We start from the raw sequence: 20,359 nt of genomic DNA on the forward strand, positions 1-20,359 counted from the left end.
AATTCGGCTCCGGCGAGAGAAAACGTTACCCTATGCAACTGAATTTCCGCACTTGCCTGAGGTTACCTCCGTGTTCTCCCAATTCGCCCTGCACGAACGCCTGCTTAAAGCCGTGGCCGAGCTTAACTTTGTCGAGCCAACCCCGGTGCAGGCCGCGGCCATCCCCCTGGCCCTGCAAGGGCGTGACCTGCGCGTGACCGCACAGACCGGCAGCGGCAAGACCGCAGCCTTCGTGCTGCCACTGCTCAACCGCCTGGTCGACTTGCGCGAGCGCCGTGTGGAGATCCGCGCGCTGATCCTGCTGCCGACCCGTGAACTGGCCCAGCAGACCCTCAAGCAGGTGCAGCTGTTCTCGCAGTTCACCTACATCAAGGCGGGCCTGGTCACCGGTGGTGAAGACTTCAAGGAACAGGCCGCCATGCTGCGCAAGGTGCCGGACGTGCTGATCGGTACCCCGGGCCGTCTGCTGGAGCAGCTCAACGCCGGCAACCTCGACCTGTCCCATGTGCAGGTGCTGATCCTCGACGAAGCCGACCGCATGCTCGACATGGGCTTCGCCGAAGACATGGAGCGCCTGTGCAAGGAGTGCGAGAACCGCCAGCAAACCCTGCTGTTCTCGGCCACCACCGGCGGTGCGGCGCTGCGCGACATCATCGGCAAGGTGCTGAAAGACCCGGAGCACCTGATGCTCAACAGCGTCTCGCAGCTGGCCGAAGGCACCCGCCAGCAGATCATCACCGCCGACCACGACCAGCACAAAGAGCAGATCGTGCAGTGGCTGCTGGCCAACGAGACGTTCGACAAGGCGATCATCTTCACCAACACCCGCGCCTTGGCCGACCGCATCTACGGCCACCTGGTGGCCAAGGACGTGAAGGCCTTCGTGCTGCACGGCGAAAAGGACCAGAAGGACCGCAAGCTGGCCCTGGACCGCTTCAAGCAGGGCAGTTCCAAGGTGCTGGTGGCCACCGACGTGGCCGCCCGTGGCCTGGACATCGACGGCCTGGACCTGGTGATCAACTTCGACATGCCGCGCAGCGGTGACGAGTATGTGCACCGCGTGGGCCGTACTGGCCGTGCCGGTGGCGAAGGCCTGGCGATCTCGCTGATCACCCACAACGACTGGAACCTGATGTCGAGCATCGAGCGCTACCTCAAGCAGCAGTTCGAGCGCCGGGTGATCAAGGAAGTGAAGGGCACCTACAACGGGCCGAAGAAGGTCAAGGCCTCGGGCAAGGCGGCCGGTAGCAAGAAGAAAAAGGTCGAGAAGAAGTCGGGTGACAAGAAAGCCGCGGCCAAGCGCAAGCCAACCGCCAAGCCGAAGGCCAATGCACCGCTGGCCAGCTCCGATGGCTTGGCACCGTTGAAGAAGCGCAAGGCGGCGGCGGAGTAACCAGCGCCGTCACAGGCTGAGCGTTCTTTGTAGGAGCGGCCTTGCGTCGCGAAAGGGCTGCGCAGCAGCCCCGAGATTCCCATCCGGGGCCGCATTGCGGCCCTTTCGCGACGCCAGGCCGCTCCTACAGGGCGCATGCCGGCTGCAAGCGGTCAATCAGCCTTCTTCTCGGCCGCTTTCAGCTCCTGGATCCGCTTGTCGATCAGCTGACACTTGTCGGGCAAGTCCTTGCTCGCCGTCCCCAGCTCCATCCCTTGCAGCTCGTCATTGATCTCCTTGGCCTTCTGCGGGTTCTGCTCGGTCAGCTGGGTAACCAACCCGGCCAGCTCTTCACGTTTCTGCGTCGCTTCCTCCGGCGTGCAGGCCCAGACAGGCAGGGCGCAGAACAGGGCCGTGGCGCAGGCAATGGGCAGCAGCGGTTTCATCCTTTATACCTCAGGCGTTGTGATGCCCGGTGGAGGTGTGTGCCTGGCCATTAGTTCAGCAGCTTCGACCGATGGCTATACCCAGCGCTAACCGAGGCTTGCTCGCTGGTTGGTTAGGTTGCTTCCGCTTCAAGCAGTAGTCCTTTTCCCAAAGCGATCTGCGGCCAGTGAATAATTGTCGATTGCTGCCTAGTCTCAGCCTCTGCACGCAAAGCCACCAGATGGCCAAACACTATGACCAAAGCATCGAAAACTGATTGGAGTCGCCTGGCCGGCCAGGACGACCGAGCTATTGATACCTCGGATATTCCCGAACTGGATGAAAATTTCTTCCGCGAGGCTGAATTGCGAGTGCCAGCCAAGCAGGCAGTGACCATTCGCCTGGATTCCGATGTCCTCGCCTGGTTCAAGGGGCAGGGTAGCGGCTACCAGACCCAGATCAATCAGTTGTTGCGCCAGTACATGCAGGCGCAGCAACGTCAACGCTGAGATCTTTCGGAACGCTCGGCAGTCACGACGGGTCCCACCCTGTGTACCCATTCCGTCCACAGCAGGAGCCCATAGCCATGAGCATCGCCTACGACTGGGACCTGATCGAACGCTTGCTGCACGAGGTGCAGAACGGCGCCGGTCACAGCTTCACGCCACGCCCTTATGCCGAGCAGCACGCTGCGGCACTGGCCGCCAAGGGAGAGCCGGTGGGCGACCTGGACCACCTTAAAACCCGTGCCTGCGAATACGAAAAGCTGCTGTTCGAACGTGGCTACATCGAAAGCCGCCCCGAAGAGGATGGCGGCAACGGTGAGAATTTCGTGCTGACCGAACGCGGTTCGCGTCTGATGAGCCTGATCGACAGCAGCATCCCCGGCTTCGAGCACCCGCGCCAGGTGCTGGATGAGCAGGAGGATGCGCTGGACGAAATCACCTTCGAGCAGGTGTCGGCGAAGGCGCAGATTGCCTGAGGTCGTTTTGAGGCTGGCAAGGGCAGCCCGGGAAGCCCGATAATCGGTAGCTTCCGAACACTGCCGAGCCCTTGCCCATGCCCATGATTACCCCGAAGGCCCGCCGATGAGCGCGGTCCGCAAGAACCCCGACGCCTTTGCCTTGCAGGTGATGCTGGGGCTGTGCCTGATCTGGGGCTGCCAGCAGGTGCTGATCAAGACCGCCGCTGTCGATATCGCGCCGGTGATGCAGGCGGCGCTGCGCAACGGCATTGCCGCCGTGCTGGTAGGGCTGATGCTGTGCTGGCGTGGTGGCTGGGGCCAACTCGGCAGCACCTGGCGTGCCGGGGTGTTGGCAGGTGGCTTGTTCGGCCTCGAGTTTCTGTTCATTGCCGAGGGGCTGAAGCTGACCTCAGCGGCGCACATGTCGGTGTTTCTCTATACCGCGCCGGTATTCACCGCGTTGGGCCTGCATTTCCGCCTGCCCAGCGAGCGCCTGCGGCTGCTGCAATGGCTGGGCATTCTGCTGGCCTTCGGCGGCATCGCCACGGCATTCGCCGGCGGCATGTCGTTCGAGCAGCTGGATGGCCGTACCCTGCTGGGGGATGCCTTTGGCGTGATTGCCGGCCTGGCCTGGGGGGCGACCACCGTGGTGGTGCGCTGCTCGCGGCTGTCGGAAGCGCCTGCCACCCTGACCCTGTTCTACCAACTGGCGGTGGGCTTTGCCGGGTTGCTGTTGATCGCCTTGCTCAGCGGGCAGATCGGTGCGGTGGTGTTGACACCGCTGGCAATCGGCAGCGTGCTGTTCCAGGGCATCGTGGTGTCGTTCATCAGTTACCTGACATGGTTCTGGTTGCTGCGCAAATACCTGGCGTCGAACCTGGCGGTATTTTCGTTCATTACCCCACTGTTCGGGGTCACCTTTGGCGTGTTGCTGCTGGGTGAGCCGTTGAGCATGAACTTCGTGATCGGCGCGTTGATGGTGCTGCTGGGGGTGATCCTGGTGAGTGCCGAGCCTTGGGTGAAGCAGCAATTGCGGCGGTTTGTGGGATGAATTGTCGCCTGTGCCAGCCACTTCGCGGGTTTGACCGCGAAGTGGCCAGTACCGGCAAGCGCTATTCAGGATGTGGTCCTGGCCTGGCAGGCATTGCCCTGCCGTGCATTACCCGCCAGTTGCACCAGCCCACCAGCCACCACCAACCCACCCGCCGCCAGCATCAACGCGGGTTGCAGCCCGCCGCTGTAATGGCTGCTCAGCGCCGCCAGCAGCGGCCCGCTCAACTGCCCCAGGGCAAAGCACGCCGTCAGCAACCCGGCATTGCGCTGCGTGGCGTGCGGCGCCAGCTCTCGCGAACGTTGCATCACCAACTGCATGCAAGCCAGGAATGGCGCGCCACACAGCAGCACGCCCAAGGCCAACCCGACACCCCCACCGATCAGGCAGGCCAGCACACCCAACCCTTGTAGCCACAGGGTGGCGGTCAGCCAGGTCGAAGTACGCCCGCCGCGGCGCAGGCTCACCAGCAGCACACCCAGCGCCGCCGCCAGGCCGAACGCCGGCCAGAACAGGTCGGCCAGCCACTGCCCGTGAAACTGCTGGCTGGCCATTTGCGACAGGAAGGTGGCCGGCAGGATGTAACCCACGCCATACAGGGCATACACCAGCCCCAGGCGGCCGATACCGACGCGGCGTTGCGGGCCCTGGTGCACAGACGGTGCGGGCGCTGCCTGCAGTGCCTGGGGTAGCCAGGGCCTGACCGCCAGCAGCATCACCAGCGCGGCCACGGCATAGATCAGCCACAGTGCTGCCGAGCCGAGCCCCCACAAATGCGCCACCAGCGCCAGCAAACCAGTCAGCGCAATGCCCAGGCCGGGCCCCGCGAACACCAGGGCACCCAGGCGCTGGCGGTTGTCGGCATTGGCCACCTGTTGGCTCAGGCTGGTGATCATCACCAGCACCCAGGCGCTGGCCACGCCGGTGCCGAAGCGCAACAGCAGGTGGCTCCAGAACCCGTCTGCGGCCCATGAGGCCAGGGTCAGCAGTACGCACAGCCACAGCCCACCGTGCAGGCGCAGGCGCACCTGGCCCGGCGAGCGGGCGAACATGGCATCGACCGCGCCGATGAAGTAACCCAGGTAGTTGGCCGCGGCCACCAGCCCGGCGACCGTCAGGTCGAACTGGCCTTCGGCGATCAGTTGCGGCAGCTGCGGGGTCAGGGCGAAACGGCCGATGCCCATGGCCATCATCAGCGCCACGGCGCTGGCCAGCAGTTGAATGAGTGGCGACATGACAAGTCTCCTGCACGGATGTAAGCGATGACCGGCAGGTTAGGGCGGTTTTATTTTCAATAAAATTGAATAATGATGATCAAGTTGTTCTGTTTTGGAGAATGTCGTGGAATTCAGCCAACTGCGTATCTTCCAGGCCGTGGCCGAGGAGGGCTCGCTCACCCGTGCCGCAGAGCGCCTGCACCGCGTGCCGTCGAACCTGTCGACGCGCTTGCGCCAGCTGGAAGAACACCTGGGCGTCGAGCTGTTCCTGCGTGAACGCCAGCGCCTGCAGTTGTCGCCTGCGGGCAAGGTGTTGCTGGACTACGCCCAGCGCCTGTCCGCCTTGCGCGACGAGGCCCAGGCCGCCGTGCGCGGCGGCCAGCCAGCCGGGGATTTTGTGCTGGGGACCATGTACAGCACGGCGGCGACGCACCTGCCGGGGCTCTTGGCGCGTTATCACCAGGCTTACCCGGCGGTAAACCTGCAGGTGCGTGCGGCGCCCAGTGGCGAGCTGCTGGAGGGTCTGCTCAACCACAGCCTGGACGCGGCCCTGGTGGACGGGCCGCCGAGCCTGGCCGGGCTGGATGGGGTACCACTATGCGATGAACAACTGGTGCTGATCACCAGCCCCGAGCACCCGCCCGTGCACACGGCCAGGGACGTGGCGGGCAGGGCGGTGTTCACCTTCCGCCAGGGCTGCTCGTACCGCATGCGCCTGGAGGCCTGGTATGCCCATGCCCATACGCCAATGGGCCGGGTGATGGAAATCGAGTCGTACCAAAGCATGCTGGCCTGCGTGATCGCCGGTGCGGGGGTGGCGATGATGGCCCAGTCGATGCTCGATAGCCTGCCCGGGCGTGACCGGGTGCGGGTGCACCGCTTGCAGGCGCCGTTCGATCAGGCGGTCACCTGGTTGATGTGGCGCCAGGGCATGCGCGGGGCGAATTTGCAGGCGTGGATCGACCTGCAACAAAGCGAAACGATTAACCAGTCGTCGGAATGCCCCGTTACGGCTTGATCCGTATCAAAATGGCCCGTATCTGTAGGCACAGAGGCATGCGTTATACAGAACATGGGGCTATGATCTGTATGAAGCATCGCAGGATTGAATTGCCGTGAGGCTGACCCGTCAAGGGGGCATTATGAATAAACCACTGTCCAACTGGCTCCATGACCTGGCTGTCGCCTTGGGGCTGATTCCACCACCCTTGCAGCCGGTGCCGATCCCGACTGATGAAGAGCAGCGCAAGCGCCAACCGCGTCGTCGCTGATACAGACAAAGGCCGCTGCACCTGGGTGGGTGCAGCGGCCTTTTTGTGTCTGCCAGTTGTGTGTTGCCTACACCGCCTCTTCACGGGCTTGCCCGCTCCCACAGGGTAACCCACAGCACTCGAGGCCTGTGATATTCCTGTAGGAGCGGGTTTACCCGCGAAAGGGCCAGTAAAGGCAGCCGGGATCTATCAGGCCAGCTTCGCCGCCGCCACCGACTTACGCGACATCAGGCTGACCACCACAAAGCTCAGCAGGCCAACCACCAGGCTGTAGTAGATCGGTGTGTTGGCCTCCAGGCCATCCAGGAACATGAACAGCAAGGCGGTGGCAAAGCCCAGCGACATGCTGGCGATGGCGCCCGCGGTGGTGGCGCGCTTCCAGAAGATCGCCCCGATCAGCGGAATCAGCATGCCGCCGACCAGCAGGTTGTAGGCCAGGGTCAGGGCGCTGATCACGTCGTTCACCACCAGGGCGATACCCAGTACCACCAGGCCGGTGAGCAGGGTGAACAGGCGGCTGACGGCCAGGCTCGATTGCTTGCCGCCACGCAGCTTGGGCAGCAGGTCTTCGGTCAGGGTGGTCGACGCGGCCAGCAGGCCGGCGCTGGCGGTGGACATCATGGCAGCCAGCGCCGCCGCCATCAGCAAGCCACGGATGCCATCGGGCAGGGTGGTCTTGATCATTTCGGCAAAGGCGTTGTTCGGGTTGGCCAGGTCGGGCATCAGCACATGCGCGGCCATGCCGATGGTGGCGCAGGCCAGGCCGTACAGCACGCAGTACACGCCCGCGGTGGTGCCGGCACGCTGGCAGACCTTCTCGTCACGGGCAGTGAATACCCGCTGCCAGATGTCCTGGCCGATGAGGATGCCGAAGAAGTAGATCAGGAAGTAGGTGATGATGGTGTCCCAGCCAATGGTGGTCAGCTGGAAGCTGGCCGCCGGCAATTTGGCCACCAGGGTGTCCCAGCCACCGGCCTTGTACAGGCACACGGGCAGCAGGATGAACATCAGGCCGACGGTCTTGATCACGAACTGCACGATATCGGTCAGGGTCAGCGACCACATGCCGCCGATGGTGGAATACAGCACCACCACACCGCCGCCGAGCAGCAGTGAGGCCCAGAACGGCAGGTCCAGCAGCACCTGCAACACGGTGGCCATGGCCAAGGTCGAGGTCACGCCGATCATCAGCGCATAAGCCAGCATGATCACCGCGCTGGCCTGGCGTGCAGTGGGGTTGTAGCGCTGTTCCAGCACCTGGGTCACGGTGAAGATGCGCAGGCGCAGCAAGGGTTTGGCCAGGAACAGGTTCAGCGCGATGATGCCCAGGCCGAGGGCGGCACACAGCCAGAAGCCGGAGATGCCGTGCACGTAGCCCAGGCGTACGGTGCCAACGGTGGATGCGCCACCGAGCACGGTGGTGGCCATGGTGCCCATGTACAGCACCGGGCCGAGGTTACGCCCGGCGACCAGGTAGTCTTCGTGGGTTTTCGCGCGGCGCATGCCGTACCAGCCAAGCCCGAGCATGCCGGCGGTGTAGATCATTACAACAATGATGTCCAAGGCCATTGGGGGTCTCCCGATTATCTTTATTATGGCGAGATCGACCACCCGGGCGGGTTCACGGCGCCCGGCGGTCCTGTCGTGTGTTGGCGGGCCTCAGTGGCCCTCCCTCATGGCTCCTGCCGGGGTGCAGCGGTATCAGCGACGCACCACGCCCGGTAGCACGCAGAGCATCTCGAACAGCAGGTTGGCACCGAGCAGCGAGGTGTTGCCGGTGGTGTCGTAAGGCGGGGAGACTTCGACCAGGTCACAACCGATCAGGTCCAGGCCGTGGCAGCCGCGAATGATCTCCATCGCCTGGATGGTGGTCAAGCCGCCGATTTCCGGGGTGCCGGTGCCAGGCGCCCAGGCCGGGTCGATGCCGTCGATGTCGAACGACAGGTACACCGGGCCACCGCCGACCTTTTCCCGCACTTCGGCCATCAGCGGTACCAGCGACTTGTGCCAGCACTCTTCGGCCTGGACCACGCGAAAGCCCTGGCGACGGCTCCAGTTGAAATCATCGGCGGTGTAGCCCTGGGCGCGCAGGCCGATCTGCACCACACGCTCGCAATCGAGCAGGCCTTCTTCCACGGCCCGGCGGAAGGTGGTGCCGTGGGCGATCTTTTCGCCGAACATGTGGTCGTTGACGTCGGCGTGGGCGTCGATGTGCACCAGGCCGATCTTGCCGTGCTTCTTGTGCAGCGCACGCAGGATCGGCAGGGTGATGGTGTGGTCGCCGCCCAGGGTCAACGGGATGATGTTGTGTTCGAGAATCTCGTCATACGCTTCTTCGATGATGCGCACGGCGTCCAGCAGGTTGAAGGTGTTGATCGCCACGTCACCGATGTCGGCCACCGACAGCGAGTCGAACGGGGCTGCCCCGGTGGCCATGTTGTAGGGGCGGATCATCACCGATTCGGCGCGGATCTGCCGTGGGCCGAAGCGGGTGCCGGAGCGCAGCGAAGTGCCGATGTCCAAGGGTACGCCGATGAACGCGGCATCCAGGCCTTGGGCACTTTGCAGGTGGGGAAGGCGAAGCATGGTGGCGATGCCGCCGAAACGCGGCATTTCGTTGCCGCCCAGTGGTTGGTGGAGAATCTTGTCCACGGTGGGCCTCATCAGTCGGTCGATTGTTCTGTTTGTTCGAACCTGTGCCGCCGCACGCCTGTTGCTTGACGGCGGGCAGGGACATTTCGGCCAAGTCTGCTGAAGGCGCTGCCGGGGAAAAATCGCTGCCGGCAAATACTTAGTTCAGGAATTTCTGAACTGAACACGTGCGCAGCGGTTAGACTGCGCGCAAATACCGTTGTGGAACCGCTGCCCCATGGCCTCGACCTTGCCCGACCTGAAACTGCTGCGCATCTTCGTCAGCGTGGTGCGCCACCAGGGTTTCGCCAACGCCCAGCGCGAGCTGAACCTGTCGACCTCGGCCATCAGTACCTACATGAGCCAGTTGGAAGGTGCCCTGGGCATCGTGCTGTGCCACCGTGGCCGTGGCGGCTTCAGCCTCACCAGCAAGGGCGAGCTGTTCCACCAGGAAACCCTGCGCCTGCTGGCCGAACTGGACGGTTTCGAACAGTACGCCGCAGCGCTGAAGGGCGAGTTGCGCGGTACCCTCAACCTTGGCGTGATCGACTCTACCGTCGGTGACCGGGCCTTGCCGCTGGCCGAAGCCATCGGCGCCTACAGCCAGGAACACCCGGCGGTGCACCTGCACCTGTCGGTGTCCAGCCCTTACGAATTGCAGCTGGGCGTGCAGGACAATCGCCTGGACCTGGCCATCGGGGCGTTTTCCTCGCGCATGAGCGGGCTGCTCTACCAGCCGTTGTACCGCGAGCAGCACTGGCTGTATTGCAGCAGCCGCCACCCGTTGTATGGCGAGCGGCGTATCCCCGAGCAGGTGGTGACCCAGCAGCGCATGGTCGGGCGCGGCTACTGGAGCCAGGCCGAGCTGGCCCGGCACGGCTTCAAGCACAGCGCGGCGACGGTGGAAAGCATGGAAGCGCAGCTGATCCTGATTCTTTCCGGGGCCTATATCGGCTACCTGCCCGAGCACTATGCCCAGGCCTGGGTCGACAAGGGCGACCTGCGCGTACTCTCGCCTGCCACCTTCGGCTATCAGGCGCCGTTTTCGTTGATCATCCGCCGCGGGCGCAGCCGTGAGCCGCTGATCCAGACCTTCCGCGACCTGTTGAAAAGCCAGCTCAACGTCGGCTGATAGACAAGGCGTTCACAACATTCCGTCGGGATGCCTTAAATTCCTGCAAATGCAGGCCGCCAAACTGATAGCGCTCTGCTACATATCAACTTGCGCTGATGATTTTTCCCCTAAATTATCCTGCAAGGATCGCCCAAGATGCGCATGAATTTGCCCGTCACTGAGCACGAAAGAACCTTCTCCAGCGATCAACGCCTGATTTCCACCACCGACCTCAACAGCCGCATCACCTATTGCAACGACGCCTTCGTGGCGATCAGCGGTTTCACCTACGACGAGCTGGTCGGCCAACCGCATAACCTGGTGCGTCACCCGGACATGCCGCCAGCCGTGTTCGGCCATATGTGGGACACCATCAAGCAGGGCAAACCGTGGATGGGCGTGGTCAAGAACCGGGCGAAGAACGGCGATTTCTACTGGGTCAGCGCTTATGTCACGGCCATCTACGAACAGGGCCGCATCAGTGGCTACGAGTCGGTGCGCTCGGTGCCTACGCGCGAGCAGATCCGCCGCGCCGAAGCGCTGTATGCGCGCTTGCGCGCTGGCCGTGCACCGGTGCCGTGGGCGGCCCGCCTGGGCCATGGGCTGGGCCACGGCTGGCCGTTGCTCGCTGCCGGCCTGCTGTCGGCGGCAGGCTACCTGTGGCTGCCACCTTATGCGGCGCTGGGTGTGCTGATGGCCAGCCTGCTGCTGGCCTGGTACCTGGTCGAGCTGCGCCAGAACCAGGCCATTCGCCGCACCTTGGCCGAGCATCCCAAGGCCTTCACCAGCCCGCTTGTGGCGCTGACCTACAGCGACAATCCAGGCCTGCAGGGCCAACTCGACCTGGCCATCATCAGCGAGGAAGCACGCCTGCAAACAGCCCTGACCCGCCTGGTCGACGCGGGTGTCGGGGTCAAGTCGCGGGCCGCACAGTCGGCTGACCTGTCCGATGCCCAGGCGCAGATGCTCGACCGTCAGCGCAACGAGACCGACCAGTCCGCCACGGCCATCGCGCAGATGGCGGCGACCATCCAGCAGGTCACCCACAACGTGCAGAGTACGGCGCATGCCGCCGGCGACGCCGACCAGCTGGCGCAGCAGGGCAGTGAGCTGGCGCTGCAGAGCCTGAAGGCCATGGGCAGCATGAGCGAAGCGGTGAATGACATCGGCCAGGCGGTCAATGCCCTGGCCGAACAGACCCAGTCGATCGGCAGCGTGGTCGATGTGATTACCTCGATCGCCGAGCAGACCAACCTGCTGGCGCTCAACGCGGCCATCGAGGCGGCCCGTGCCGGCGAGCAGGGGCGTGGCTTTGCCGTGGTGGCGGATGAAGTGCGTTCGCTGGCCCAGCGCACGCGGGCATCGACCGAGGAGATACACCAGATCATTGCCTCGTTGCGCGCCGGGGCCGAGCGGGCGGTGAGCACTGCCAGCCGTGGCGAACAGATTTCCCGCGACAGCGTGCACAGCGTCGAGGCGGTGCAGGCAGCGCTGAGCGGGATCGCCCAGGCGGTCAGCCGGATCACTGGCATGAGCCAGCAAATGGCGACCGCGTCGGAACAACAGAGCCATGTGGCCGAGGATATCAACCAGCAGATCGTGAGGATCGCCCACCTGTGCGACGAGAGCGCCGGGCAAGCCAGGCAGGGCGCGGAAATCAGCCAGGACCTGGAGCGCATGGCCGAGTACCTGCACAGCCTGGCCGAGCGCTTCAACCGTTGAGCCTGCCGGGGCCGCTGTGCGGCCCTTTCGCCGCCAGGCCAGCTTCCACGGAAGTGGATAAGACTCAGGCTTGATGGGCTCCTGTGGCAAACTGGTCCCGCCAAGGAGAACCCCATGCCCAGACCCCGCTGCGAGCGCTGCCAGCGCCCCCTCGATCATTGCCTCTGCCCGCTGATCCCGACACTCGACAGCCGCACCCGTGTCATCTTGCTGCAGCACCCCAGTGAAACCACTCATGCGCTCAACACCGCCCGCCTGGCCGCCCTTGGCCTGACCAATGCCGAGTTGCGGGTCGGCGAGGTGTTCGATGAGCTGCACGCGCTGCTGGCTACGCCCGGTTATCGGCCGGCCCTGTTGTTTCCAGGCGATGAAGCCCAGGTGCTGGCGCCATATGACCAGGCGCAGGGCGAACCCTTGCTGCTGATCGTGCCTGACGGCACTTGGCGCAAGGCGCGCAAGCTGTTGTACCTGAACCCGCTGCTGGAGGCATTGCCGAGGGTGACGCTGGGGGCTGTTGCGCCGTCGCGCTATCGCTTGCGCAAGGCGCCGGAGGCGGGGGCGTTATCGACCATCGAGGCGGTGGTGGGGGCATTGAATGCGCTGGAGCAGCCGGCCTGCTTCGACGCACTGCTGGCGCCGTTCGAGGCATTGATCGAGGGGCAGATCAGGGCCATGGGTGTAGAGACATTCCAGCGTAACCATGGCACCGAGTGAAGGATGGGGGCCGCAAAGCGGCCCCGGCAATCGCAAAGCCGATCAACGCATCTCAGGCAAACGCGCCTCGGTAGTCACGTCACTAGAGGCCAGCGCCTCCGGCGGCAGGGAAATGCGCTGCTTGCTCAGCAGCTCGCCCATGGTCGCCAGCACGCGGTAGCGCGAGAATTCCTCGGTGTAACGCACCTCGGTGTAACGGCGGTCGGCGTTGTACAGCTCGTTTTCACTGTCGAGCACGTCCAGCAGGGTACGCTGGCCCAGACCGAACTGGTCCTGGTAGGCGGCACGCACACGCTTGGTCGTTTCGGCGTATTCACGCGCGGTCGGCAGTTGCTTGCTGGCATTGTTCATGGCGTTCCAGGCCAGGCTCAGGTTCTCGGTCAGCTCACGCAGGGCGTTGTTGCGGATGTCCAGAGCCTGGTTGATCTTGTGCGCGTCGGACTGCAGGCGAGCCTTGTCGCTGCCGCCGCGGAACAGGTTGTAGTTCATCTCCACGCCGGCCTGCCAGTCGTTGTTGTTGTGGCCTTTCTCGCCGCCGGTGTTGTTGTTGGCACCGGTAGCCAGGATGGCGTCGAAGCGTGGGTAGAAGGTCGACTTGGCCCCTTCGTACTGCTTCTCGGCAGCGTTGACATCAGCCTGGGCCGACTTGATGTACGGGTTGTTCTGGCGCATGCCCTCGCGTGCTTCTTCGAGGTTGGCGGGCATTGCCACCTTGATCGACTGCGGGGCTTCCAGCTCGTCCGGCATGCGGCCGACCACGCTGAAGAAGTTGGCCTCGGCGTCGGCCAGGTCGACTTCGGCGGTGTCCAGGTTGTTTTCTGCCAGGGCGCGACGTGCGCGGGACTGGTCAAGGTCGGCAGTGCTGCCGACACCGCGCTCGTTGCGCAGGCCGATCTGGTCGTTGACCCGCAGGTGGGCTTGCAGGTTGTTCTTGGCGAGTGTGACCAGTTCGCGGCGCTTGAGCACTTCCAGGTACACCTCGACTGCACGCAGGGCAACATCCTGGGCAACGGCCTGGGTGTAGTAGGCACGAGAGGTCGAGACCGCTTCGGTGCGGCCCACTTCATTCGAGGTGTTGAAGCCGTCGAAGATCATCTGCCGCAGGCGCAGTTCGGACTGGGTGTAGTTGAGGGTTTCCTTGTTGTGGTTGCCCTCGGCTCGAGTGGTAGTGTTGTCCGAACGCTGGCGACCATAGCCAGCAACCAGGTCCACGGAAGGGTAGTAACCACCACGCGCAAATTTCACATCTTCATCGGCCGACAGCTTGCTGTTGCGGTTGGAGCTGATTTGCGGATGGTAGTCCACGGCGCTTTGGACAGCCTCGGTGATCGACATCGCCTGTACGTTGGCACTCGCCAGGGCCAACAGTAACGCACTGGTGATGGGGTTCAAAACGCGCATGGTACATCTCCCTGATCCTGGAATTGATCCTGCTGTTCGCCAAAAAAATGACGATAAAGTAATCGCGTATAGTGTTGCAGGTTTTTAACGACACAGCTAAGTACATTCAATGTGATAGATAAGAAGATTTATTCATATCAGAACGCCATATAAGGCCTGTTTTGTCTAAAAAACATGGCTAAATACATGGGTGCGAGCACTGGATTTCCCTGCTAAAGCCAACAAACACGGGGGCTTACGTGGGTTCCAGAATGTTTCTAGATAAAGAGATGGGCAACTAGGCGAAATTGATATTTGGCGACAAAATATTGTCACTTCGGCTTGTGCAGCGTCTTCTGGCTGAGGATGTACAGGCTGACCAATACAGCGCTGGCAAGCATGAAGGTGCGAGCCCAGAACAGGGGGACCAGGTAGCATGACAGGCCGATGCTGGCCCACATCAGGCCGATGGCGTAGAGCTTGCCCTTGAGGGGGATGCCTTCACCACTGAGGTAGTCACGAATCCACGGCCCGAGCTTGGGGTGGTGGACCAGCCAGTGGTGAAAGCGCGGCGAGCTGCGGGCAAAGCAGGCCGCCGCCAGAAGCAGGAATGGCGTGGTGGGCAAAACCGGCAGGAAAATCCCCAACACCCCCAGCGCAACGCTGAGCCAGCCGGTGGCCAGCAGCACGTAGCGCACAGGCGACTCAGTGATGGCGAGGCTTGAGCAACGCCGGTTTTTCGTCAGGAGCGTGCAGCAGCAGGAACAGCGCAGTCAGCGCTTCGGGGATCTGTACGATCATGTCGTCCTGCAGGTTGGCGTTGCTGGCGATGTCGGCGAACTCCGGCTGCTCGTCGAACAGGCCAGAGCCGACCATGATCGGCAGCAGCATCTCGCTGACTTCTTCTTCGGCGTTCTCGAACCAGGCCTCTTCACGCAGGAACACGCCTTCCATGAAGCCGATGCACCAGCCGCGCAGGTCGGAATCGTCCGGCTCGTCGGTCAGGTCGAGCTCGCACGGCAGCTCGAATTCGTCGTCACTGGCCAGCTGGCGGGCGATGTGTGCCTTGAGCGCGACCAGGGTGGCTTCGATTTCGGTGCGCTGGGCTTCGCTGGCGTAGTGCGGCTCTTCGGCGAACAGCGCGTCGATCCACTCGCGCTCCGGCACTTCCTCTGCGTTGATCGACAAGGCGGTGAGGTAGCCGTGGGCGGCGACATAGTCCAGCGCTTCTTCGTGCAGCTCGTCGGCGTCGAGGAAGGCTTGCAGGCGGGTCAGTTGCTCGGCGAAGGACATTACGGGGCTACCTTGGGGAATAAACGATAACGAATTCTAGCACCTTGCGGCGGCGGCGGGGGAAAGGGAACGTCTATCACCGTGTGCCCTGCGCGGGGCGGTGCTGCGGTATACTCCGCGATTTTTCACCCAGGGGCAGGTTTGGCCGGCTGCCTGGCAAAAACCGCTTACGCATTTGGCGTGTGCGGGGCGAGTTTTTTCGTCCAGCCTGTGTCCAGGATGGTACGGCGATTTGTGGAGTTGCACATGCTCGAACAGGCTCAGCGCGTTCTCAAGGACGTCTTCGGCTACGACAGTTTCCGCGGGCGCCAGGCAGCGATCATCGACTGCGTGGCCAATGGCGGCGATGCCCTGGTGCTGATGCCCACCGGTGGCGGCAAGTCGTTGTGTTTCCAGGTGCCGGGGTTGCTGCGTCCGGGCCTGACGGTGGTGGTCTCGCCGTTGATCGCGCTGATGGACGACCAGGTTGCCACCCTCGATGAACTGGGCGTACCGGCCGCCGCCCTGAACTCCACGCTGACGCCCGAGCAGCAGCGTGAACTGGCCGGGCGCCTGCGCCGTGGCGAAGTGAAAATGCTGTACCTGGCGCCCGAGCGTCTGGTGCAGCCACGCATGCTCGACTTCCTGCGTGACCTGGACATCGCCCTGTTCGCCATCGACGAGGCTCACTGCGTGTCGCAATGGGGGCACGATTTCCGCCCCGAGTACCTGCAACTCGGCCAGCTGGCCGAGCTGTTCCCGCATGTGCCGCGTATCGCCCTGACCGCCACGGCTGACATGCGCACCCGCGAAGAGATCGTGCAGCGCCTGCACCTGCAAGGCGCCGAACGCTTCCTGTCGAGCTTCGACCGGCCCAACATCTTCTATCGCATCGTGCCCAAGGAGGCGCCGCGCAAGCAGCTGATGGCCTTCCTCGGCGAACGCCGTGGCAACGCCGGCATCGTCTATTGCCTGTCGCGCAAGAAGGTCGACGAAACCGCGGCCTTCCTGTGTGACCAGGGCTTCCCGGCGCTGCCCTATCATGCTGGCCTGCCTGCCGAGACGCGCGCCGCCAACCAGCACCGGTTCCTCAACGAGGAAGGGCTGATCATGGTCGCCACCATTGCTTTCGGCATGGGCATCGACAAGCCCAACGTGCGCTTCGTCGCCCACCTCGACCTGCCCAAGTCGCTGGAGGCGTACTACCAGGAGACCGGCCGTGCCGGCCGTGACGGCCTGCCCTCCGATGCCTGGATGGCCTATGGCCTGCAGGACATGGTGATGCTCAAGCAGATGCTGCAGAACTCCGAAGGCGACGAGCGCCACAAGCGCATTGAGCAGCACAAGCTCGACGCCATGCTGGCGCTGTGCGAAGAAACCCGCTGCCGGCGCCAGGCGCTGCTGGCCTATTTCGATGAAACCCTCGAGCAGCCGTGCGGGCACTGCGACAACTGTGTCGACCAGGTGCAGACCTGGGACGCCACCGAGCCGGCCCGCCAGGCGCTTTCGGCGGTGTTCCGCACCGGCCAGCGCTACGGCGTCGGCCACCTGGTCGACGTGCTGCTGGGCAAGGACACCGAGAAGGTACGCAATTTCGGTCACGAGAAACTCTCGGTGTTTGGCGTGGGCAAAGGCCTGGCCGAGGTCGAGTGGCGTTCGCTGTTCCGCCAGTTGGTGGCGCGTGGCCTGGTCGACATCGACCTGGAAGGCTATGGCGGCCTGCGCCTGTCCGACAGCTGCCGGCCACTGCTGCGTGGCGAGGTGACCTTGCAGCTGCGCCGCGACCTCAAGCCGCAGACCAGCGCCAGGACTTCGTCCTCCGGCGGTGGCAGCCCGGCCAGCCAGCTGGTGCGTGCCGAGGAGCGCGAGCTGTGGGAGGCGCTGCGCACCTTGCGCCGCAAGCTGGCCGAGGAGCACAGCGTGCCGCCCTACGTCATCTTCCCCGATTCGACGCTGCTGGAGATGTTGCGCAGCCAGCCGGTCAGCCTCAGCGACATGGCCCAGGTCAGTGGCGTGGGTGCGCGCAAGCTGGAGCGTTATGGCCAGGCCTTCCTCGAAGTGCTGAACGACAGCGGCGGCACCGCCGAGGCGCCGAAAGTGGTGCTCGACCTGCGTCACGAACTGGTCAGCCTGGCCCGTGCCGGCATGACTCCGGCGCAGATCGCCGGGCAGCTCAACTGCAGCGAGAAGAACGTCTACAGCCTGCTGGCCGAGGCGCTGGGCCGTCAGGAGCTGAGCCTGGAGCAGGCCCTGGACCTGCCGGAAGACCTGATGATGGAAGTGCAGGATGCCTTCCTCGACGGCGAGGGCGAGCTGCCGCCGGTGTCGGCCGTTGCGCCATTGTTCGGGGGCCGCGTGCCAGAAGGCGTGCTGTATTGCGTACGGGCGGCACTGGCGGCGGAATTCGAGTTGTGACCGGCACCCGGCACGAGGGCAGTGTCGTCTGCTGACCTTTGTCATGTTTTTTGACGATAATCGGACGTTCGCCAAAGCCCGGGTCTTGCCTCGTGGGGCGGGCCATGGTTAGCTGCCTAATAATTAGATCTGTTCAATGAGTTGCCTATGCCCCTGACCGACAACCAACACCGCTTCGGCATGCAGCTGGCCCAGATGTCCCGGGGTTGGCGTGCCGAGCTGGACCGCCGCCTGGCCGGGCTCAACCTGTCCCAGGCGCGCTGGCTGGTGTTGCTGCACCTGGCCCGTTTCGAAGAGGCCCCGACCCAGCGTGAGCTGGCCCAGAGCGTGGGGGTCGAAGGCCCGACCCTGGCGCGCCTGCTCGACAGCCTGGAAGCACAGGGGCTGGTGCGCCGGCAGGCGGTGCTGGAGGACCGGCGGGCGAAGAAGATCGTGCTGTGCCCGCCAGCCAAACCGCTGATCGAGCAGATCGAGACCATTGCCAACCAGCTGCGGGTAGAGTTGTTCACCGGGGTGGACGAGGCGGACCTGCAGGTGTGCATGCGGGTGCATGCCAAGATCCTGGCCAACCTGGAGAAATCCTGAGGGAGCCTGGGGCTGCAAAGCAGCCCGACGGTTCAGAAGGTATGCCCCAGGTTCAGGTACACCGCCTGCTCATGCGCACTGTTGGCGCCGTAGGTGAAATTCAACGGCCCCAACGGCGTCTCCAGCCCCAGGAAGATGCTTGCCGCATTGATGTAGCCACTGTCGAACGCATTGTCGTTGTTCCACGCCCGCCCACGTTCCAGCGACCCGCCGAAGTACAACGGGAAGTCCAGTGGCAGGTAGGCCCGTGGCGTCAGGCGGCGATAATAGACCATGCGCAGCAGGCTCACGTTCTGCCCCGATACCGAGTCCTGGCGGAAGCCTGACAGCTCTCGCGCCCCTCCCAGCACGAAGCTGGACGTGACCACTTCGGTAGCGTCCAGCGTGCGCCCGTAGCGCCCACCCAGCACGAAGGTGTTCGGCCCGCTGCTGATGGCCTTGTCCAGGTTGAACAGCCACTGCCGGTAATCCTGGTCGGAATCCAGCGACTTGTCGTACTTGCGCAAGGTCAGGCCGATATCCTCGCCGCGATGCGGGAAGTAGACATTGTCGAGGGTGTCGAACGAGTACTTCAGCTCGTAGAAGCCTTCGTTGAAACTGACCTTGGGCAAGTCCTGGTCGCCGATGCGCACCTCCGCCTCGCCCCAGGCTTTGCCAACGCCCAGGCGCACCTCGCCGTTGGTGCCGATCTGCCGCCCCAGGTTCAGGCCAAAGCCGTAACGTTCCAGGCGGTATTCGGCGATGGGGTCGTTGTCCAGGGTCGCTTCGATGTTCTGCGAATTGAAGTCCAGGTACGGTGCGATGAAATAGCGTGAACCCACGTCCAGCGGCTGGTAGAACTCACTGTAGAGTTCCTGCTGGTCACCGATCTGGCCACGGGTCAGCCATTCGGCGCCGAGGCTGTTGATGCCGTTGACCCGGTAGCTGGCGCCCAGGTTGAAGGCGCTGTCGCCGCGCAGGTCGTCCGACAGGTTGAGGCCCAGCCGCAGGTAGTCGGTGCCTCCCCGTCGGCCCCGGGCGTTGATCACCAGGGTGTTGTCGTCGCCCTTGTGTACCACGCGGTACTGCACCCGGTCGAAATAGTCCAGGCCATATAGCGTGCCCATGTCGGTCTGCAGACGGTCCAGCTCCAGCGGCGCATCGATTGGCTGACGGATGTACGAACGGATGACGTCGTCGCTGACCTTGGAGTCGTTCTCGATCCGGATTGCGGTAATGGTCGGTGTGCGCTGGCGCGGCGAGCGGGCCACCGCCAGGCTGCTGTCGCCTTCGGGCTGGCGCAGGGCGGCCAGGCGTGGGTCGAGCAGGCGGGTAGCGCGGTAGCCGGCGTCGATCATGTCCCGGGCGCGACCGAAATCGGTGACACCGAAGGCGGTCAGCGGCGGCTGGATGAGGATGTCGTCGCGATGCAGGCTGGCCAGCTGTTCGTCCGAGTTGCGCCGGGTCATCAGGGTGATCGACTGGTTGAGCACGTCGACCACCGTGGCCAGTTGCTTGCGGTCACGCAGCGGGGTGCCGATGTCGACCACTATGGCCAGGTCCACGCCCATTTCCCGCGCCACGTCCAGCGGGATGTTGTCGACCATGCCGCCGTCCACCAGCAGCCGGCCGTCCAGTTCGACCGGGGCGAATACCGCCGGGATCGACATGCTGGCGCGGATCACCTGGGGCAGGTGACCACGGCTGAACACCACTTTTTCGCCACTGGCGATGTCGGTGGCCACTGCCCGGAAAGGAATCGGCAGCTTGTCGAAGTCACGGGTGTCGGCGGTGTGGGCCAGCTTGCTTTCCAGCAGCAAGGCCAGGTTCTGGCCCTGGATCACGCCCAGCGGCAGGCCCAGGCTGCCATCGTCGCGAAAGCTGAGCTTCTGCTTGACCAGGAAGTCGCGGTCATCCTGTTTGCGTCGGAACGGCACGTCCTTGCGCGGCGGGGCATCGGACAGCGCCTGTTGCCAGTCTAGGGTGGTCGCGAGCTTTTCCAGTTCTTCGACACTGTAGCCCGAGGCGTACAGGCCGCCGATCACCGCGCCCATGCTGGTGCCGGCGATGGCGTCGATGCGCACGCCTTGTTCCTCCAGGGCCTTGAGCACGCCGATGTGGGCCAGGCCGCGGGCTGCGCCACCCGACAGCACCAGACCAACCTTGGGCCTGGCCGGTTCGCTGGCGCAAACCGTGACGGAGGTGAGGGCGAGCAGAAAACAGAACAGCAAACGGTGCATCGTGAG

The 20,359-nt window shown here is 63.9% G+C and carries 19 protein-coding genes; 11 read left to right on the forward strand and 8 right to left on the reverse strand.

Annotated elements, in window-relative coordinates:
* The first annotated feature begins 70 nt into the window (after positions 1-70).
* Positions 71-1,393: a DEAD/DEAH box helicase gene (locus HU760_RS07530; protein ID WP_186676254.1), complete on the forward strand. Its 1,323-nt coding sequence runs from the start codon at positions 71-73 to the stop codon at positions 1,391-1,393.
* A 152-nt stretch (positions 1,394-1,545) separates the two neighbouring features.
* Here the strand turns inward: HU760_RS07530 and HU760_RS07535 are convergent, their stop codons facing one another.
* Complete coding sequence (locus HU760_RS07535) at positions 1,546-1,818, reverse strand: hypothetical protein (RefSeq protein ID WP_186676256.1); 273 nt, start codon at positions 1,816-1,818, stop codon at positions 1,546-1,548.
* 234 nt (positions 1,819-2,052) lie between these two features.
* Here HU760_RS07535 and HU760_RS07540 point away from each other — a divergent pair, with 234 nt between their 5' ends.
* From HU760_RS07540 to HU760_RS07550, 3 genes are all read left to right on the forward strand, one after another.
* Positions 2,053-2,307 (forward strand): BrnA antitoxin family protein, encoded by a 255-nt coding sequence (locus tag HU760_RS07540; RefSeq protein ID WP_186676258.1) that lies wholly within the window; start codon positions 2,053-2,055, stop codon positions 2,305-2,307.
* 77 nt (positions 2,308-2,384) lie between these two features.
* A complete protein-coding gene (locus HU760_RS07545) occupies positions 2,385-2,780 on the forward strand; it encodes a transcriptional regulator (RefSeq protein ID WP_186676260.1) in 396 nt (131 codons plus the stop codon).
* A gap of 106 nt (positions 2,781-2,886) precedes the next feature.
* Positions 2,887-3,813: a DMT family transporter gene (locus HU760_RS07550; RefSeq protein ID WP_186676262.1), complete on the forward strand. Its 927-nt coding sequence runs from the start codon at positions 2,887-2,889 to the stop codon at positions 3,811-3,813.
* Between the two features lie 65 nt (positions 3,814-3,878).
* On the opposite strand, the gene HU760_RS07555 is transcribed toward HU760_RS07550, so the two are convergent.
* The gene (locus HU760_RS07555; RefSeq protein WP_186676264.1) at positions 3,879-5,048 is read right to left on the reverse strand and encodes an MFS transporter; all 1,170 of its coding nucleotides are present in this window, start codon (positions 5,046-5,048) and stop codon (positions 3,879-3,881) included.
* Positions 5,049-5,154: 106 nt separating this feature from the next.
* Between HU760_RS07555 and ptrR the strand changes: the two genes are divergently transcribed.
* Positions 5,155-6,048: a putrescine utilization regulator PtrR gene (gene ptrR, locus HU760_RS07560; RefSeq protein WP_186676266.1), complete on the forward strand. Its 894-nt coding sequence runs from the start codon at positions 5,155-5,157 to the stop codon at positions 6,046-6,048.
* A 124-nt stretch (positions 6,049-6,172) separates the two neighbouring features.
* Positions 6,173-6,301, forward strand: a complete 129-nt coding sequence (locus HU760_RS24550; protein ID WP_009683677.1) for a PA1414 family protein — start codon at positions 6,173-6,175, stop codon at positions 6,299-6,301.
* A gap of 189 nt (positions 6,302-6,490) precedes the next feature.
* Here HU760_RS24550 and HU760_RS07565 read toward each other — a convergent pair whose 3' ends face one another.
* Entirely contained in the window at positions 6,491-7,870 is a 1,380-nt protein-coding gene (locus HU760_RS07565) for a sodium:solute symporter family protein (RefSeq protein ID WP_186676279.1), read from the reverse strand.
* A 132-nt stretch (positions 7,871-8,002) separates the two neighbouring features.
* Positions 8,003-8,953 (reverse strand): agmatinase, encoded by a 951-nt coding sequence (gene speB, locus HU760_RS07570; RefSeq protein ID WP_186676281.1) that lies wholly within the window; start codon positions 8,951-8,953, stop codon positions 8,003-8,005.
* Between the two features lie 217 nt (positions 8,954-9,170).
* On the opposite strand from speB, the gene HU760_RS07575 reads away from it, so the two are divergent.
* The 3 genes from HU760_RS07575 (at position 9,171) to HU760_RS07585 (ending at position 12,482) form a co-directional block, all read left to right on the forward strand.
* Positions 9,171-10,064: a LysR family transcriptional regulator gene (locus HU760_RS07575; protein WP_186676283.1), complete on the forward strand. Its 894-nt coding sequence runs from the start codon at positions 9,171-9,173 to the stop codon at positions 10,062-10,064.
* A gap of 138 nt (positions 10,065-10,202) precedes the next feature.
* Entirely contained in the window at positions 10,203-11,768 is a 1,566-nt protein-coding gene (locus HU760_RS07580) for a methyl-accepting chemotaxis protein (RefSeq protein ID WP_186676285.1), read from the forward strand.
* Between the two features lie 114 nt (positions 11,769-11,882).
* Positions 11,883-12,482, forward strand: a complete 600-nt coding sequence (locus HU760_RS07585; protein ID WP_186676287.1) for a tRNA-uridine aminocarboxypropyltransferase — start codon at positions 11,883-11,885, stop codon at positions 12,480-12,482.
* Positions 12,483-12,524: 42 nt separating this feature from the next.
* Here HU760_RS07585 and HU760_RS07590 read toward each other — a convergent pair whose 3' ends face one another.
* The 3 genes from HU760_RS07590 to HU760_RS07600 form a co-directional block, all read right to left on the reverse strand.
* Positions 12,525-13,883 carry a TolC family outer membrane protein gene (locus tag HU760_RS07590; RefSeq protein ID WP_186676289.1) on the reverse strand — a complete coding sequence of 453 codons (1,359 nt, stop codon included), beginning with the start codon at positions 13,881-13,883 and terminating at the stop codon, positions 12,525-12,527.
* A 311-nt stretch (positions 13,884-14,194) separates the two neighbouring features.
* Positions 14,195-14,560 (reverse strand): YbaN family protein, encoded by a 366-nt coding sequence (locus HU760_RS07595; RefSeq protein WP_186676291.1) that lies wholly within the window; start codon positions 14,558-14,560, stop codon positions 14,195-14,197.
* Between the two features lie 7 nt (positions 14,561-14,567).
* Complete coding sequence (locus HU760_RS07600) at positions 14,568-15,155, reverse strand: YecA/YgfB family protein (protein ID WP_186676293.1); 588 nt, start codon at positions 15,153-15,155, stop codon at positions 14,568-14,570.
* A gap of 246 nt (positions 15,156-15,401) precedes the next feature.
* Between HU760_RS07600 and recQ the strand changes: the two genes are divergently transcribed.
* Complete coding sequence (recQ, locus tag HU760_RS07605; protein ID WP_186676297.1) at positions 15,402-17,549, forward strand: DNA helicase RecQ; 2,148 nt, start codon at positions 15,402-15,404, stop codon at positions 17,547-17,549.
* 147 nt (positions 17,550-17,696) lie between these two features.
* Positions 17,697-18,134, forward strand: coding sequence for a MarR family transcriptional regulator (locus HU760_RS07610; protein WP_056804943.1), 438 nt, complete (start codon positions 17,697-17,699; stop codon positions 18,132-18,134).
* A gap of 32 nt (positions 18,135-18,166) precedes the next feature.
* Here HU760_RS07610 and HU760_RS07615 read toward each other — a convergent pair whose 3' ends face one another.
* Complete coding sequence (locus tag HU760_RS07615; protein WP_186676306.1) at positions 18,167-20,353, reverse strand: patatin-like phospholipase family protein; 2,187 nt, start codon at positions 20,351-20,353, stop codon at positions 18,167-18,169.
* Positions 20,354-20,359 lie beyond the last annotated feature (6 nt).

It is taken from the genome of Pseudomonas oryzicola, assembly GCF_014269185.2.
GTDB classification, from domain to species: Bacteria; Pseudomonadota; Gammaproteobacteria; order Pseudomonadales; family Pseudomonadaceae; genus Aquipseudomonas; species Aquipseudomonas oryzicola.

Bases quoted from the DNA above. Each gene is read 5' to 3' on its own strand.
- HU760_RS07535 (WP_186676256.1), bottom strand. From the start codon at position 1,818: ATGAAACCGCTGCTGCCCATTGCCTGCGCCACGGCCCTGTTCTGCGCC.
- HU760_RS07540 (WP_186676258.1), top strand. From the start codon at position 2,053: ATGACCAAAGCATCGAAAACTGATTGGAGTCGCCTGGCCGGCCAGGAC.
- HU760_RS07545 (WP_186676260.1), top strand. From the start codon at position 2,385: ATGAGCATCGCCTACGACTGGGACCTGATCGAACGCTTGCTGCACGAG.
- HU760_RS07550 (WP_186676262.1), top strand. From the start codon at position 2,887: ATGAGCGCGGTCCGCAAGAACCCCGACGCCTTTGCCTTGCAGGTGATG.
- HU760_RS07555 (WP_186676264.1), bottom strand. From the start codon at position 5,048: ATGTCGCCACTCATTCAACTGCTGGCCAGCGCCGTGGCGCTGATGATG.
- HU760_RS24550 (WP_009683677.1), top strand. From the start codon at position 6,173: ATGAATAAACCACTGTCCAACTGGCTCCATGACCTGGCTGTCGCCTTG.
- HU760_RS07565 (WP_186676279.1), bottom strand. From the start codon at position 7,870: ATGGCCTTGGACATCATTGTTGTAATGATCTACACCGCCGGCATGCTC.
- HU760_RS07575 (WP_186676283.1), top strand. From the start codon at position 9,171: ATGGCCTCGACCTTGCCCGACCTGAAACTGCTGCGCATCTTCGTCAGC.
- HU760_RS07580 (WP_186676285.1), top strand. From the start codon at position 10,203: ATGCGCATGAATTTGCCCGTCACTGAGCACGAAAGAACCTTCTCCAGC.
- HU760_RS07585 (WP_186676287.1), top strand. From the start codon at position 11,883: ATGCCCAGACCCCGCTGCGAGCGCTGCCAGCGCCCCCTCGATCATTGC.
- HU760_RS07590 (WP_186676289.1), bottom strand. From the start codon at position 13,883: ATGCGCGTTTTGAACCCCATCACCAGTGCGTTACTGTTGGCCCTGGCG.
- HU760_RS07600 (WP_186676293.1), bottom strand. From the start codon at position 15,155: ATGTCCTTCGCCGAGCAACTGACCCGCCTGCAAGCCTTCCTCGACGCC.
- recQ (WP_186676297.1), top strand. From the start codon at position 15,402: ATGCTCGAACAGGCTCAGCGCGTTCTCAAGGACGTCTTCGGCTACGAC.
- HU760_RS07610 (WP_056804943.1), top strand. From the start codon at position 17,697: ATGCCCCTGACCGACAACCAACACCGCTTCGGCATGCAGCTGGCCCAG.
- HU760_RS07615 (WP_186676306.1), bottom strand. From the start codon at position 20,353: ATGCACCGTTTGCTGTTCTGTTTTCTGCTCGCCCTCACCTCCGTCACG.